This window comes from Azonexus sp. GW821-FHT04F04, from assembly GCF_059420025.1.
In genome coordinates this window covers 46,081-61,185 of the sequence record NZ_JBWKSX010000007.1, presented here as the reverse complement: position 1 = coordinate 61,185, position 15,105 = coordinate 46,081, and the positions used below count along the sequence as shown (strand labels likewise).

14 protein-coding genes are annotated in these 15,105 nt (G+C 59.8%); 10 read left to right on the top strand and 4 right to left on the bottom strand.

Annotation, left to right across the window (positions count from 1 at the left end; genetic code table 11):
- Positions 1-350 precede the first annotated feature (350 nt).
- The 9 genes from AC07TV_RS14255 (at position 351) to AC07TV_RS14215 (ending at position 12,134) form a co-directional block, all read left to right on the top strand.
- Entirely contained in the window at positions 351-896 is a 546-nt protein-coding gene (locus AC07TV_RS14255) for a PEP-CTERM sorting domain-containing protein (protein WP_494649038.1), read from the top strand.
- A gap of 465 nt (positions 897-1,361) precedes the next feature.
- Positions 1,362-5,615 carry a response regulator gene (locus tag AC07TV_RS14250; protein WP_494649037.1) on the top strand — a complete coding sequence of 1,418 codons (4,254 nt, stop codon included), beginning with the start codon at positions 1,362-1,364 and terminating at the stop codon, positions 5,613-5,615.
- A 290-nt stretch (positions 5,616-5,905) separates the two neighbouring features.
- A complete protein-coding gene (locus AC07TV_RS14245) occupies positions 5,906-7,390 on the top strand; it encodes a protein adenylyltransferase SelO (RefSeq protein ID WP_494649036.1) in 1,485 nt (494 codons plus the stop codon).
- A gap of 15 nt (positions 7,391-7,405) precedes the next feature.
- On the top strand, positions 7,406-7,870 hold the full coding sequence (msrB, locus tag AC07TV_RS14240; RefSeq protein WP_494649035.1) for a peptide-methionine (R)-S-oxide reductase MsrB: 465 nt from the start codon (positions 7,406-7,408) through the stop codon (positions 7,868-7,870).
- Between the two features lie 29 nt (positions 7,871-7,899).
- Positions 7,900-8,286, top strand: a complete 387-nt coding sequence (gene arsC / locus AC07TV_RS14235; RefSeq protein ID WP_494649034.1) for an arsenate reductase (glutaredoxin) — start codon at positions 7,900-7,902, stop codon at positions 8,284-8,286.
- 90 nt (positions 8,287-8,376) lie between these two features.
- On the top strand, positions 8,377-9,882 hold the full coding sequence (gene glpK, locus AC07TV_RS14230) for a glycerol kinase GlpK (RefSeq protein ID WP_494649033.1): 1,506 nt from the start codon (positions 8,377-8,379) through the stop codon (positions 9,880-9,882).
- A complete protein-coding gene (locus AC07TV_RS14225) occupies positions 9,879-11,456 on the top strand; it encodes a glycerol-3-phosphate dehydrogenase/oxidase (RefSeq protein WP_494649032.1) in 1,578 nt (525 codons plus the stop codon). The genes glpK and AC07TV_RS14225 overlap by 4 nt, the downstream gene beginning before the upstream one ends.
- Before the next feature lie 129 nt (positions 11,457-11,585).
- Positions 11,586-11,903 (top strand): cupin domain-containing protein, encoded by a 318-nt coding sequence (locus AC07TV_RS14220; RefSeq protein ID WP_494649031.1) that lies wholly within the window; start codon positions 11,586-11,588, stop codon positions 11,901-11,903.
- Positions 11,904-11,972: 69 nt separating this feature from the next.
- Positions 11,973-12,134, top strand: a complete 162-nt coding sequence (locus AC07TV_RS14215) for a hypothetical protein (protein ID WP_494649030.1) — start codon at positions 11,973-11,975, stop codon at positions 12,132-12,134.
- A gap of 79 nt (positions 12,135-12,213) precedes the next feature.
- Here the strand turns inward: AC07TV_RS14215 and AC07TV_RS14210 are convergent, their stop codons facing one another.
- Positions 12,214-12,813, bottom strand: coding sequence for a DUF4202 domain-containing protein (locus AC07TV_RS14210; RefSeq protein ID WP_494649029.1), 600 nt, complete (start codon positions 12,811-12,813; stop codon positions 12,214-12,216).
- Positions 12,814-13,011: 198 nt separating this feature from the next.
- On the opposite strand from AC07TV_RS14210, the gene AC07TV_RS14205 reads away from it, so the two are divergent.
- Entirely contained in the window at positions 13,012-13,542 is a 531-nt protein-coding gene (locus tag AC07TV_RS14205; protein ID WP_494649028.1) for a hypothetical protein, read from the top strand.
- A 58-nt stretch (positions 13,543-13,600) separates the two neighbouring features.
- Here the strand turns inward: AC07TV_RS14205 and AC07TV_RS14200 are convergent, their stop codons facing one another.
- From AC07TV_RS14200 to AC07TV_RS14190, 3 genes are read right to left on the bottom strand one after another with little or no spacing between them, the layout of a single operon-like run.
- Positions 13,601-14,233: a glutathione S-transferase family protein gene (locus AC07TV_RS14200; RefSeq protein WP_494649027.1), complete on the bottom strand. Its 633-nt coding sequence runs from the start codon at positions 14,231-14,233 to the stop codon at positions 13,601-13,603.
- Positions 14,230-14,598 carry a hypothetical protein gene (locus tag AC07TV_RS14195; RefSeq protein WP_494649026.1) on the bottom strand — a complete coding sequence of 123 codons (369 nt, stop codon included), beginning with the start codon at positions 14,596-14,598 and terminating at the stop codon, positions 14,230-14,232. Before AC07TV_RS14195 ends, AC07TV_RS14200 begins: the two co-directional genes overlap by 4 nt.
- Positions 14,595-14,933, bottom strand: coding sequence for a thiosulfate sulfurtransferase GlpE (locus AC07TV_RS14190; RefSeq protein ID WP_494649025.1), 339 nt, complete (start codon positions 14,931-14,933; stop codon positions 14,595-14,597). Before AC07TV_RS14190 ends, AC07TV_RS14195 begins: the two co-directional genes overlap by 4 nt.
- Positions 14,934-15,105: the final 172 nt, after the last annotated feature.

Below are 15,105 nucleotides of genomic sequence, written 5' to 3'. Positions count from 1 at the left end.
TAGCTATCTATACTTGCGACAACCAATCGTTGATCGCGCCAGCTGAAAATCCCCGCACATGAAACTCTGTTTGTTCAACGATCAGTTTCATCTTCTTTACATGTTCAGACAGCCCTGTAACCCGCCCATCACAGAGCAAACGGAGTTCATATTTGGATATATTCCCAAAATTTCTTTAAAAGCATAAAAACCGGGGAATTGATGTCGGAAATTTTTACATCAGGCATATCAAGTGGTCACAATATACAAATATTTAATTTAAAAACAACGCTATGTAAACATGGCTTAATTATTGCTTAAGAGGATCGCGTTTTCGACAAATCAATAAATCATCAAACTTTGGGGTAAAAATGAAAAAACTATCAGTCGCATCTTTGGGATTGTCGTGTCTTCTGCTTTCAGCGGGAGCAAACGCAGCAATCGTCACTCAAGACCTAAACATTCTGCTCCCCACACAAGGAACCCTTGCTGTTGACCTCAATGGTGACTCGATAAACGACATCGGGCTTGCTGAGGATTGCTGTTCCGCGAACAATACATGGACTTCTGCTGGCGCCTACACGACTCAAGTGTCGTTGAACTGGCTGTCGGTCGGTGCCATCATTAACAACTCCCTGCCGTGGAGCACAACTGGTGGGTACATGCCAGTTGGTGGTCAAATCGTTGGCTCAAATTACATTGCAGTACAAGACTTCAGTCTCGGCAATCTGTTTGGTTACATCACTCTCGATTACGATGGTACGAACCTTGTCGTCGACCGCTTCACATACGAAGACAGCGGCGCCGCCCTGATGGTTGGAAGCAGCGCAGTACCAGAACCCGGTTCGTTGGCCCTGCTGGGCCTTGGTCTCTCTGGTCTCTTTCTGTACCGGAGAAAAAAAAGCAGCAATCAATAATTGCAACAATCTGGAACGTGTAACTCTCTTCGATTAACTTAGAGGTTTACGCTGATAGGGCAAGGAGATCAATCTCCTTGCCTTTTTCTTTTGCGCAATCCTTTATTGCCTTGATGTCACTACATTGACACACTGGTCTGGCTCATCCACGGAGCCCCGACGCGAGCGATGGGTGGACAGTTGCCAGGTGGCGAAGTGGAGAAAAACAGAGAACGGCTCGATGTGGTGCGATCAAACGATAATCGCACTTTGATTTCCAGCCACAAGTGATCACAGCGCTTCAATAAAGCAAACCTGGCTCAAGGTGGAACAGAGTCGGCCCATTCTGCCTACGGAGGTGAAAATTAGGCGAAATACGCGCCAGATATTTTTGTTATTTCTGGCGATATCCCTAATGTCAGGGCGGTTACATTGGTGCTAACCTATTCTGACCCTTGCTTCACCACGCAAATCAGAGGAAATCGGATGGAATCGAAGGGCCGGAAACGGATATCTGACTACTGGGATTCGCTTCGAATCCAGCTGACCTTTGGCGTGTTGCTGCTACAGGCTGTGTGCCTCGCTTCGCTTGCGTTGATTGCCGAAAACCAGCTCAAGAGCAGCTTCCTCGATCAATTGCAGGAGCAACAGGAAAGCAATCTCGGGTTGGTTAGCAACTGGATCGATCACGGCGTGAAGGAGCGAATCGGCTTGCTTCAGGCAGTGGCCGAAAGTCTGACACCCGAAGACTGGACTAACCGCGATACCGTCCAGCATCACCTGTCCAGCCAGCCCAGTATCAATCGCTTCTTTGCGCGCGATGTTTATGTCATTTCGGCAAAAGGAACCCGGATTGCCGAGGTTCCGCAGCGCCAGAAGGTCAATGCGGATTACAGCGCAGCACCTTATTTCACTCGCGCCATCGAGACGCGCCGTCCGGTCATCATGCCGCTGATCGGACGATTTTCCGGACGTCCGAATCTCATCTTTGCGGTTCCTGTGCTGGACAAGGCGGGAGCCGTCGTCGCCGTTATTTGCGGCTCGGATGACTTGGGCTCCGGCAGCCAATTCTATATTTCCGATTTTGCCCATAACGGTCCGTCTGGGGGCTATCAGGTCATCTCGCTCGACGAACGGAGCTATGTCGCCAGCACCGATGCATCGAAGGTTTTGACCAAGGTTGTGGGGGAAGTGGCCGACCCGCTCATGGAGCGCAGGATCAACGAGGGGTTCACCGGTGCCGGGTGGTCGATAGGTGAAGGAGGTAACGAACTGATCTCCCACGCAACGATCATCAAGGACATCAACTGGCTGGTGGTCGCCTACGTCCCGGTCAAGCAGGCGCTCGCGCCGCTGGCAGACCTTACGCAAACCATCTGGATTGGTGCCATCCTGGCCATGCTCATCACCGGCATTGTGGTTCTACGACTTTTGAATAGCCAGCTCAAGCCACTCGAAAACGCAGCAACAAAGATCGCCAGCCTTCTGCCAAACAAGGAACTGATAGAGCTACCCGAAAGTGGGAGTCGTGAGATCCGCACCTTTCTGCAGCATTTCAACCGCCTTCATCAGGTCATTCGTGAACAATTTCTCGACTTGCAAAACGAGCGGGACCACCTGGAACTAGCAGTCAATCAACGAACCGAGGCGCTGACAGCAACCGAGCAATTTACCCGCGCGATCACCGATGCGCTGCCCAGCATGATTGCCTATTGGGACACCGAATTGCGGAATCGTTTCGCGAACCGGGCCTATTTGGAGTTGTATGGAATAAGCGCTCAAGAAATCAAGGGAATGCGGTTGCAGGAGCTACTTGGCGAAGAGACCTACCGCCTCAGAGAAGCACACGTACAAGCCGCCCTGAACGGTGAACGACAATGCTTTGAACGCGTCTTGTCGAATCCTGGCAAAGCCGGGCGACATATTGTGGCCCATTACATTCCCGATGGTCCTCCAGGATCGGTAAAGGGCATCTTTGTCCTGCTCTACGACATCACAGAACTGAAAGCTGCCGAGCAGCAGATCCAGCGCCAAGCGGACGAACTGGATGACTTGTATAACCATGCACCTTGCGGCTATCACTCGCTGGATCAGCATGGCTTCATCCAGAAAATCAACGACACTGAACTGGCCTGGCTGGGATACACCCGCGAGGAACTTGTCGGGCAACGGAAAATCACCGAGTTTCTGACGCCTTCGGCAGTCGAGACATTCAGACAAAACTTCCCGAAAATCCATGCCGGTGAGGCGATACGCGAACTGCCGCTGGAATTGATACGCAAGAACGGCAGCACCTTTCCTGTGCTGCTGTCGGCATCGGCTGTCCTCGATGACGCCGGCCGGTTTATCTCTACGCGTTCAGCAATCATTGATTACTCACAACTGCGTCGGCAGCAGGAAACGCTGGGGCGGGTACTCGCCGCTTCACCGATGGCTGTTCGCATTGCCCGCGTTGAAGACCACCACATCCTGTTCGTGAACAAGGCATATTGCGATCTGGTACGCAGAACCCAAGAAGAGGTGAATAACGAAGAGGTAAGCCACTATTACGCCGATCCGGATGTTTTCGAAGAAATCCGCGCCACCCTTGCCCGTGGCGAGTCAGTACTCAATCGCCTGGTCGAAATTCACTTTCCCGACAATCCGGACGAACCGCATGTCTGGGCCATGGGCTCTTACATGAACATCGATTACGAGGGAAGTCCAACTGTCCTCGCCTGGTTCTTCGACGTTACCAAGCTGCAGGAAGCGAAGTCCGACGCCGAGGCTGCTACCAGGGCAAAAAGCGCATTCCTGGCCAACATGAGCCACGAAATCCGGACACCGATGAATGCCATTATCGGCATGGCGGAATTGACCCTGGCCACCGATCTTAGCGCGCGACAACTCAACTACGTGTCGAAGATCAAGTCGGCGTCGGAAAGCCTGCTTACCATCATCAACGACATCCTCGACTTTTCGAAGATCGAAGCCGGCAAACTGGAAATGGACCAGACGCCCTTCGTACTCGAGTCCGTTTTTGACCGCCTTTCAAGCGTGGTCGCCCTGCGTGCAGAGAATCAGGGAATCGAACTCTATTATGATATTGACGAAGATACGCGCCTGCTGGAGGGAGATCCGCTAAGACTGGGACAGGTTTTTACCAACCTGGTCAGCAACTCCCTGAAGTTTTCAACCGGTGGCAACGTCATTGTCAAAGTCAGAACCACGACGCTCGGCGAGGACGATCTCGAACTTCACTGTTCGGTCAGTGACGAAGGCATTGGCATGAGCGAAGAACAGGTTGGCCGGTTGTTCGATCCGTTCACTCAGGCCGACTCCTCGACAACGCGTCGTTTTGGCGGAACGGGGCTGGGTCTGTCGATCAGCCGACAGTTGGTCGAACTGATGGGCGGGCGAATTTGGGTGGAAAGCGAACTGGGACATGGGAGCACCTTCCATTTCACGGTTCGCCTCAGAATTCTCGGCCCCGATCGGCGTATCGGCCTTCGCGAGTTCGGATTGCGTCTTGCCGAGCAGGCGCAGCGGCCAGTATTGATCGTCGACGACAATCCGGTCTCCCTGAACATACTGTGCCATCTGACCAGCCAGCTTGGTCTGAAAGCTGAAATCGCCGCCAGCGGCTACGAGGCCATTCGGAAAATGGATGTCGAGGTGCCGTCGGACTACTTGTTGTGCATCGTCGATTGGCGCATGTCGGGCATGGATGGCATCGAAACCATCCGGAAAATGCGCGCCATATATGCCAAGCGGAACAAGAGCGCGCCACGGGCAATTCTGATCACGGCCTACAGCCACCACAGCGAACTTGACGGCGTTGCCAGTGATATCGACGGCCTGCTCAGCAAGCCGGTTTGCGCCCGCCATCTTTATGTTGAGTTGGCCAACTGTCTGGGTGTTTCCACACCGGAAACACCTCCGGTCGAACGGCGCAAGGTTGCCGTCCGGCAATGGTCGCGCTTTAGCGGCTTGGACATCCTGATTGCGGAAGACGTCGAAATCAACCGTGAAGTCATCGGCGAGCTGCTCGCCAACGCCGGGCTGACGGCCCGCTTCGCCGTGAATGGCGACGAATGCCTGAAAGCAGTATCCGAAAAGCGCCCCGACGTTATTTTGATGGACGTCCAAATGCCGATCCTGGACGGCTACATGACCACCCGGCGGTTGCGCGAGCAATCCGAATATGTCGATCTGCCGATCATCGCACTGACCGCAAATGCACTACTCGAGGAGAAGGAGCATTGCCTCCGGGCAGGAATGAATGGCCATATCGCAAAACCAGTGCGAATGGAGCATTTTTACGAGCAGCTGGTTGCCTGCATCCCGGACTGGCGGCCCCATGCGCCACCGCCAGAACCTCCGGAAGCTCACCGAGATGACAGGAATGCCGGGAACGCACCCTACCCTGAACTTCCAGGCCTCGACGTGGCAGTCGGATTGACCCATGTCGGCCAAATGCCGCTGTATCTGCGGTTGCTGGCCAAGTTTCGCGATACGCACGGCGCCGTATTCGAAAAAGACTTCATCCAGGCGAGAAATACTGACGACTGGGGAACGCAGTTACGGATGGCTCATTCCCTGAAAGGGGTCGCCCGCACCCTGGGCGCTTTTGACCTTGGCGAAGCGGCGGCGCAACTCGAGCTGGCTGCCGACTCAAAGGATGGCGACGCATGCGCGATATGTCTCGCGCAAACCCTGGCCCAACTGTATGTGGTGGTGGACGGCTTGCGGAGCATTTGAAGCGCGATACAGGTCTTCTCTGCCGGGACAGGCAAAGCGTAACGGGCTGCAGCACGACCTGCAGCCCGGCAACCAATAAGCCTTTGTCGCCTTCCCACGGTCAACCGGAAATTTTGCCCAAAATCGAAAAGTTCCGGTTTGCCCGCTCCCGCACCATTCTCGGCCGCCAGGGAACCAAACCCACCCATTAGCATCGAAATTGCTTGAAGCGGTGGCCGCAGGGAGATTTCCGACAAAATTCCTGCCGACCGCAACTTTTTCCGCCAGCCAACCTTCCTTTGACGATTTCGATGAACGCCCCTGCGCCCCGTTTTTTTACCTTTGACAACTCCTACGTCCGGGATCTGGAAGATTTCTACGTTCTCTGGAAGCCGACGCCGGCTACCAAGCCGGCCCTGATCCGTCTGAACGACGAACTGGCCCGCGAGCTGGGGGTCGATCCGGCAGAACTGGCATCGCCGGCAGGCATTGAAACCCTGGCCGGGAGTCGGTTGCCGGAAGGGGCCGAGCCAATCGCCCAGGCCTATGCTGGCCATCAGTTCGGCCAGTTTTCACCGCAGTTGGGCGATGGACGTGCCTTGTTGCTCGGTGAGGTGATCGACCGTAACGGCGAGCGCCGCGACATCGCTTTCAAGGGCTCCGGACGCACCCCGTTTTCACGCAATGGCGACGGCAAATGCGCCCTCGGCCCGGCCTTGCGCGAATACATCATCAGCGAGGCAATGCACGCCCTGGGCATCCCGACCACGCGCTCTCTGGCCGTCGTGGCGACCGGCGACATGGTGCGCCGTGACCGCGCCCAGCCCGGCGCCGTGCTGACACGCGTCGCCGCCAGCCATGTGCGCGTCGGCACCTTCCAGTACTTCGCCGCTCACCAGGGGCCGGAACAGGTCAAGCGCCTGGCCGACTACGTCATCGCCCGCCATTACCCGGCGCTGGCCGCCAGCCCGCAGCCCTACCTCGACCTGCTGGCCGCCGTCGGCGAGCGGCAGGCCGAACTGGTGGCGCGCTGGCTCGGCGTCGGCTTCATCCATGGCGTCATGAACACCGACAACATGACGCTGTCCGGCGAAACCATCGATTACGGCCCCTGCGCCTTCATGGAAACCTACAGCTCGGGCACCGTGTTCAGTTCCATCGACAGCGCCGGACGCTACGCCTACGGCAAGCAGGCCGGCATCGCCCGCTGGAACCTTGCCCGGCTGGCCGAAACCCTGCTGCCGCTCATCGACACTGACGCCGAGCGCGCCGTGCAGGCCGCCACGGCGGTCATCGACGCCCTGCCCGAGCGCCAGGCCGTGCACTGGCTGGGCGTCTTCCGGGCCAAGCTCGGCATCGACGAATCGGGCGACGCCGAAGCCGATCGCACCCTGATCGACGATTTCCTGCGCCTACTCAAGCAAAACCGTCTCGATTTCACCGTCGCCTTCCGCGCCCTGTTCGACGCCGCAGCCGACAACCCCTCGCGCCTCGACGCGTTGATGGGCGAAGCGTCTTACTTGGCCGACTGGAGCACCCGCTGGCAAGCCCGCCAGCCGGCACGTCCGGCCGAGCTGCTTGCTGCCATGCGGCACGCCAACCCCTGCTACATCCCGCGCAACCACCGCGTCGAGGCGGCCCTCGATGCCGCCGTCGATGACAACAATCTCGCTCCCTTCGAACGCCTGCTCGCCGTCATCCAGGCCCCGTTCGACGAACGCCCGGGCGATGCGGAATACGCCGAGCCGGCACCGACCGAATTCACCACCACCTACATGACCTTCTGCGGCACCTGACCCCTGGAGACCCCCATGCCCCAAACCACGACCGACCTGCTCGACTGGGCCGGCATCATCGAGATCATCCGCAACGGCAACCCCCTGCCACCGCGTCGCGACGAGCGCAGCCCGGCCGACTGGAAAGCCGTGTTGACGCCCGACCAGTTCTACGTGATGCGCCAAAAAGGCACCGAGCATGCCTTCAGTTCCAGCATGTGCGCCGTCTTCGAACCCGGCCGCTACGCCTGCGCCTGCTGCGGCACCGAACTCTTCGACGCACAGACCAAATTCGACAGCGGCAGCGGCTGGCCCAGCTTCACCCAGGCCGTTGCGCCCGGCCTCGTGAACTACATTCTGGACACCGGCCACGGCATGCAGCGCGTCGAAACCACTTGTGCCGTCTGCGACGCCCATCTCGGCCACGTTTTCCCCGACGGCCCGGCACCGAGCGGCCTGCGCTACTGCATCAACGCCCTGGCGCTGAAAAAACAGGCCTGAATGTGCAATTCCACGGTCAACCGGAAAAAATGACCAAAATTGAAATCCTCAACCGCCCTCAATCCATGACCGTCACCATCTACCATAACAACCGCTGCGGAAAATCCCGCGACACTCTCGCCCTGCTCAAGGAAAAAGGCATAGCACCCGAGATCGTCGCCTACCTCGAAACCCCGCCCGACGCCGCCACCCTGCGCGGCCTGCTCGAGAAACTCGGCTTCGCCGACGCCCGCGCCCTGATCCGCAAGGGTGAAGCCGAATACAAGGCGCTCGACCTGGCTGACCCGTCGCTGTCGCAGGACGCCCTGATCGACGCCATGGTCGCCAACCCCAAGCTCATCGAGCGGCCCATCGTCGTCAACGGCAACCAGGCCGCCCTCGGCCGTCCGCCGGAAAACGTGCTGGCGATTTTGTAAGTCCCGACGAATTCTGGCGGCGCGCGAAAGCGCTGCCAAGCCCGCACCCGGCCGGCTATACTGGCCGCACAACGCTTGCCGGAGTTCGCCATGCCTGCATCTTCCGAGCAGTTCATCCTCGCCCTCGACCAGGGCACGACCAGCGCGCGCGCCATCCTGTTCGACCGCCAGGGCAACATTCACGGCCTCGCCCAGCAGGAAATCACCCAGCATTACCCGCAACCTGGCTGGGTCGAGCACGACGCCGATGAAATCTGGCAGGCACAGCTCGCCGTCGCCCGCGCCGCGCTGCGCGACAACGGCGTGTCGGCCACGCAGATTGCCGCCGTCGGCATCACCAACCAGCGCGAAACCACCGTCCTCTGGGATCGCACCACTGGCCAACCATTGCACCGCGCCATCGTCTGGCAGGACCGGCGCACCGCCGGGATTTGCGACGACCTGACCGCCGCCGGCCACGCCGACCTTTTCCAGCAACGCACCGGCCTCGTCCTCGACGCCTACTTTTCCGGCACCAAGCTCAAGTGGCTGCTCGACCACATCCCCGGCGCCTGCGCCCGGGCCGAGCGCGGCGAACTGGCCTTTGGCACCATCGACTGCTGGCTGGCCTGGAAGCTGACCGGCGAGCACGTCACCGACCCGTCGAACGCCTCGCGCACCCTGCTGTTCGACATCCACCGCCAATGCTGGGACGACGAGTTGCTGGCCCTGCTCGGCATTCCCGCCACCCTGCTGCCGCGCCTCGTCGCCAGCAGCGGCGAGATCGCGACGATCAGCGCCGAGTGGCTGGGTGCGGAGATTCCGCTGGCCGGCATGGCCGGTGACCAGCAGGCCGCCACCTTCGGCCAGGCCTGCCTCAACATCGGCATGGCCAAGAACACCTACGGCACCGGCTGCTTCCTGCTCATGAACACGGGCCCGCAGCCCATCGCCTCGCAGCATCGCCTGCTCACCACCGTCGGCTGGCAACGCAACGGCCAAACAACCTACCTGCTCGAAGGCAGCGTCTTCATGGGCGGCGCCACCGTGCAATGGCTGCGTGACGGCCTCGGCCTGATCGCCAGCGCCGGCGAGGTCGAAACCTTGGCCGCCAGCGTGCCCGACAACGGCGGCGTCTACCTCGTGCCGGCCCACACCGGCCTTGGTGCACCGTACTGGGACCCGACTTCCCGCGGCGCCCTGTTCGGCCTGACGCGCGGCACGACCCGCGCCCACATCGCCCGTGCCGCCCTCGAAGCCATTGCCTTCCAGAGCGCCGAAGTGCTGCAGGCCATGGAAAACGACGCCGGCCAACCGATCAGGGAAGTCCGCGTCGATGGCGGTGCTGCGCGAAATGACCTGCTCATGCAATTCCAGACCGACCTGCTCGGCGTGCCCGTGGTGCGGCCCAAGGTTACCGAAACCACCGCCCTCGGCGCCGCCTACCTGGCCGGGCTGGCCGTCGGTTACTGGCATGACGAAGCCGAACTGACCGCCCTGTGGCAGGCCGAACGCCGCTTCGCGCCTTCGATGGCCATTGACCAGCGCGAAGCCCTGTTTGCCGACTGGCGCCGCGCCATCCAGCGCACCCTCGGCTGGGCAAAAGCCGAATCATGACCAGCCGCGAAGACAAACTCGCCGCCCTGCGCGATCTGCGCCCGTGGGACATTCTGATCATCGGCGGCGGCGCCAGCGGCCTTGGCGCTGCGGTCGACGCGGCGGCCCGCGGCTATCGCACGCTGCTCGTCGAAGCCCGCGATTTCGCCTCCGGCACCTCGATGTGCAGCACCAAGCTCATTCATGGCGGCGTCCGCTATCTGCGCCAGGGCGACATCGGCATGGTGCGCCACGCCCTGCGCGAACGCTCCTTCCTGCTGCGCAATGCGCCACACCTCGTCCATCCGCTTGCCTTCATCATCCCGGCCTGGAATCAGATCGATCGCCTGATGTTCGCCGGCGGCCTCAAGCTCTACGACCTGCTAGCCGGCTGGCACAACCTGGCCGCCTCGCAGAGCCTGAACCGGCAGGAAGTCATCGCCGCCCTGCCCGGGTTGAAAAGCACCGGCCTGTGCGGCGGCATCCGCTACTGGGACGGCCAGTTCGATGACGCCCGGCTGGCCATCACGCTGATGCGCACCGCCACCGACCTCGGCGCCACCTGCCTCAATTACCTGCCGGCAACCCGCCTGCTCAAGACCAATGACCGTGTCACCGGCGCCGTCCTGCGCGATGCCGAAACCGGCGAGGAGTTCGCCGTCACCGCCCGCGCCATCATCAACGCCAGCGGCGTGCACGCCGACAGCGTTCGTCAGCTGGATGACGCCAAAGCCCGGTCGCTGCTGACGCCCAGCCAGGGTATCCATCTCGTATTTGACGCCGACTTCCTGCCCGGCCAGCAGGCACTCATGATCCCGAAAACCGAGGACGGTCGCGTCATGTTCGCCATTCCGTGGCAAGGCAAGGTGCTGCTCGGCACCACCGACACACCACGGCCGGAATTGCAGCAACTCAACGACCCGCAACCGCTGGAAGAGGAAATTGACTTCCTGCTCGGCACGGCAGCGGGCGTCCTGACCCGGCCCCCGACCCGCACCGACATCCGCAGTGCCTTCGCCGGCCTGCGTCCGCTGATCCATCCCGACAACACCGACGCGAACAACACGGCAGCTCTGTCGCGCGAACACGCCGTGCTGGTCAGCCCGAGCGGCCTGATCACGCTCACCGGCGGCAAATGGACAACCTACCGACTGATGGCCGAACAGGTCATCGACCGAGCCATCGAGGTCGCGGGCTTGCCGGAGGTCCCATGCCCGACTGAAACGCTGCAACTGCATGGCTACACAACAGCCCCCGCCAGCATCGGCTACGGCACCGATGCCCTGCAGCTTGCCACCTTGCCCGGCCACGACGCGCTGCTGAATCCGAACCTGCCCTACACCGAAGCCATGATTCGCTTCGCCATCCGCCACGAAGCAGCGCGGACCATCGAAGACATCCTGGCCCGCCGAACACGCGCCCTGTTCCACGATGCTGCCGCCGCCGAAGCGACCATCGAACGGATTGCCGGGATAGTCGTTGAAGAATTACTACTATCGCCAGAGCAACTGACAGCGATGATCAACGCAGCGCGGAGCTATTCCAGACGCTTCAGATTAAGCGCTTGGTGTGGACAGGTGGGGTCCCGGTCCTGATATTGATTGGACATCCCATTCTCCCAAGGCGTGGTTAGTCCATCAGACGTTTCCGAATTTCTGCTTGGGGCAACTCGGCGTGTGGCAACATACCTTCGTACAACGTCAACGATTAGGGGAAGTATCGCTATGTGGAAGGTATTCGACATAAATGACCTGAAGGCAAAGGTGGCAGGTTCGGAGCCTAGTTTCTTCGAGTTTTTGAGAGGCTCTCAAATGTCCTGTGCCGTCTACAGGCTCCCCGCAGGCTCAAAGGATATGCAGGCGCCTCATCTGGAAGACGAGGTATATATGGTGCTGGAAGGCAAAGCCAGGGTTCGCGTCGACACTCAGGAGCAATACGTTGGGCCTGGCACTATTCTTTTCATCCAGGCGACTACGAAACATTCGTTTTTCGATATCACTGACGACTTGACGCTCCTGGCGATGTTCGGGCCAACTACTTGATAATCAAAAGTGCACCAATAGCCTAGAATGGGTTGAGGACAGCTTTGCAACAAGCCCACGGAGCGCTCTGTGTTACAAGCCATTCTTGACAATTACCTGCTCCTTTCAGCCCTCATCCTGTTATTCCTGTTCCTGGTGCCGGCGCTGATCCTGCGTGGCCGCGGCGTGCGCGATCCATCACGGCCAGAGCGCCGCAGCCAGCCACGGCCGGGCACTGACCGTCGAGCCTGAGCCGCGCTCAGGAAAACAGCAATTTCATTTTGGCCATTTTTCCCGGTTGACCGTGGCAACCGGATGCCAACACCCGCGATCAGCCCTCGGCAACCGCTTTCAGTATCAACGGCACCAGCGCCTCGGGCAGCTTGATGCCACCGGTCGTCGCGAAGGCATGGGCGGTGTCGGACATTTTCTTCCACGTCTTGCGGATGATGCCGAGCCACTTTTCTTCGGTGTAATCAGCCTGCTGGCCGGCAAAGCCGAGCATGTAGTGCTCGATGAAGACGAGGCAGCTGACGTCTTCCAGCAACTGCGTATCGGGGTTGGTCTTGAGTCCAACCTTACCGATTGCAGCTTTGACCGGCTCGATCATCGCCTCGTCGTACCCGGCTTGGCGCATCAATTCACCGGCCGTCTCGGCATGAAATTTATAGAGCCCGGTGCGCCAGGCAAAGTAGCCGGGCTTGCCGAGCGGATAGTTGCTGCGCGGCACCGTCCATCGCTTTATGTGCTGGGCACGCACGGCAAGCTGCGCGACTTCGCTGGCATCCGGCGCAAAGCGGCCGATCATCTCCGTCATGCGCTGCGCGTAGAGCAGTTCTTTCGGCAGTCCTTCATCCTGATTCGGATCTTGCGCATTGGCGGCATCAAACAGGGCGATGGTTTTGGTGAAGCGTTCCAGGTTGGCGATCATTGAATTCTCGTGGCGGCTTGTTTTGGCTGGGTCGAAAAGCCCCGCCAATGTAACAGGGCTTTTGAATTCCATCGCGGAGGCGTGACGGCATGGAATGAACTATCAACCACAACGCATAGCACAGGCAGATATACTCATGCACGGCGCGTAACGACCGTAGGCGCCGTCCTGCTTCCATCCAAATCCAAGGGAACACACATGCACTCAAGACTGGTTTTGTCCTTACTTGCCGCACTCGCCTGCCTGCCCGCCGTGAGCCAGGCCCAACAATGCCCTGCTGGATATACAGCCACCACCGTAACCGGCCGTGTCACCACGATGAATATTTCCCAGACCCGGCAAGTCGGCCAGGTCTGCCTGGTCATGGTCACCGCCGACGGCCGTGAATTGTTTGACGACTGCGGCGCGCTGGTCGGCAAGGTAACCGCAATGGACACCGCGACCGGTGCCAGCACGCTGAACCACACCGCCGTCTTCGAGCTTCTCGAATCCTTCCAGACCTATCAGGATGCAGCCCAGATCACCGGGGTTCTGAACACCGATGCCGACGGCAACCCTTGTGCCTTCTCGGTCACCGAGCACATGACCAGAATTCGCTCAGGCACGGGCATTTTCAACGGCGCCACCATTGACGTCGTCGGCGAAGGCAGCATCAGCTTCTGTCCCGACAAGAATCTCAATACCTTCCAGCTCAACGGCACCGGCTGCATCCGCAACCGCCGCCGCTAATCGACACAACAACTGCTCGGCCAGCCCGGTTTCCCGACCAGGTTGGCCCGGGCAGCGCTCAGCGCAACACCGAAGCGTAGCCCTCTTCCGCCAGCACCTGACGCACAGCCGGCCGGGTCAGCATCCGCCGATAGTGGGCCTCGCAATTTTCCGGAAACGGAATGCCGATGCGATCGGCCCAGAACTCAACGTAAAACAGCGCTGCATCGGCGATCGTGAAGTGATCGACGACATATTGCCGCCCGGCCAGTTCGCGATTGACGATGGCGAAAGCCTTGTCGATGATCTGCCGGCCCTGCGCCTTGACCGATTCGTGGTCCGAACTGCTCGGCGCGAAGCGCTCGGTTGTGAATATACGGGCGAAGCCTTGCGTGTGCAGCGTATGCACGGCGTAGTTCATGACGCTGAGCACCTGTACCTCGTCCCTCAAGGCCTCCGGCAGCAGCTTGCGCTTCGGGTAATTGCGCCCGAGCCACCAGGCGATGGCCGAAAACTCGGTGAGCGCCGTGCCGTCATCGAGCACCAGCGCCGGAATGCTGCCCTTGGGATTGATCGCGGCGTATTCCTTCTTGTACTGGTCGCCGGCCAGCAGATTGACGACGTAGGCCTCGAAAACCAGGCCGCATTCTTCGAGCAGGATGTGGATCCCGGTCGAGCACGAACCCGGCGTCATATAGAACTTCATGGTCATTCGGTTTCTTCCTCAAGCGCCAGGCCAGCGAACAGCCCTTCCTGGCGGATCATGGCCTTGAAGGCCTTCATCACCGGGCGGGAGAGTTCGGTTTCAGCCAGCACGCGTTTTTCGTAAATGAAATTTTTGAGCGCCTCGCTCGACTCGCCTCGGGCATCCGCGATCAGGGCGTGGAACTCGTCGCCGAAACGCTGGCCCGGTCTGTCCTTGACCGCGTCGTAGAGCGCCTCCATGACGATCTTGTCAACGCTCCCCATCTTGCATTTGCCATCGAGGATCTTGAGCATGACCGTGGTGGCGCAATCGACATCGCTCGGCGACAGCGGATGCGCCTGCACCCAGTCGCGAACACGCGCTGCCGTCATGCCGCGACCGGCGTGGCCTGGGCGGCGACCAGCGCCTCGTAGCCGCCATCGACGCTGAACACTTGTGAATAGCGGAAATCGATGAACATCTGGGCAAAAACCTTGCTGGCGTTGCCGTGGTAGCAATAGATCACCACCGGCGCCTCCTTCGGCAGTCGTTTCATCCAGGCCAGCAGGCGATCTTCGGACAGGTGCGCAGCACCATCGAGATGCGCCTTCTGGTAGTTGGCCATGTCGCGCACATCAAAAACGATGGGTGGCGGCTCACCGCGCAGCAGCGAGATCGCCTCACGGGCGGAAATACAACGGAAAGCGGGTTTTTCAACGGCGTTCATGATTGGCGGCGGTAAAAGGCAATAAACCTTCCGACGCAAGAGCAATGCCACCCGCTGGAATCGTGGAGAACAGGGAATTTCCGTGCATTGCCAGCTACCTGGCGCCCTGACTTGTAGCCTTCGCGACAATCTCCAAAGAAACCCCTCCCGGCCTCCCCTTGTCAGGGGAGGG

Bases quoted from the DNA above. Each gene is read 5' to 3' on its own strand.
- AC07TV_RS14255 (WP_494649038.1), top strand. From the start codon at position 351: ATGAAAAAACTATCAGTCGCATCTTTGGGATTGTCGTGTCTTCTGCTT.
- AC07TV_RS14250 (WP_494649037.1), top strand. From the start codon at position 1,362: ATGGAATCGAAGGGCCGGAAACGGATATCTGACTACTGGGATTCGCTT.
- AC07TV_RS14245 (WP_494649036.1), top strand. From the start codon at position 5,906: ATGAACGCCCCTGCGCCCCGTTTTTTTACCTTTGACAACTCCTACGTC.
- msrB (WP_494649035.1), top strand. From the start codon at position 7,406: ATGCCCCAAACCACGACCGACCTGCTCGACTGGGCCGGCATCATCGAG.
- arsC (WP_494649034.1), top strand. From the start codon at position 7,900: ATGACCAAAATTGAAATCCTCAACCGCCCTCAATCCATGACCGTCACC.
- glpK (WP_494649033.1), top strand. From the start codon at position 8,377: ATGCCTGCATCTTCCGAGCAGTTCATCCTCGCCCTCGACCAGGGCACG.
- AC07TV_RS14225 (WP_494649032.1), top strand. From the start codon at position 9,879: ATGACCAGCCGCGAAGACAAACTCGCCGCCCTGCGCGATCTGCGCCCG.
- AC07TV_RS14220 (WP_494649031.1), top strand. From the start codon at position 11,586: ATGTGGAAGGTATTCGACATAAATGACCTGAAGGCAAAGGTGGCAGGT.
- AC07TV_RS14210 (WP_494649029.1), bottom strand. From the start codon at position 12,813: ATGATCGCCAACCTGGAACGCTTCACCAAAACCATCGCCCTGTTTGAT.
- AC07TV_RS14205 (WP_494649028.1), top strand. From the start codon at position 13,012: ATGCACTCAAGACTGGTTTTGTCCTTACTTGCCGCACTCGCCTGCCTG.
- AC07TV_RS14200 (WP_494649027.1), bottom strand. From the start codon at position 14,233: ATGACCATGAAGTTCTATATGACGCCGGGTTCGTGCTCGACCGGGATC.
- AC07TV_RS14195 (WP_494649026.1), bottom strand. From the start codon at position 14,598: ATGACGGCAGCGCGTGTTCGCGACTGGGTGCAGGCGCATCCGCTGTCG.
- AC07TV_RS14190 (WP_494649025.1), bottom strand. From the start codon at position 14,933: ATGAACGCCGTTGAAAAACCCGCTTTCCGTTGTATTTCCGCCCGTGAG.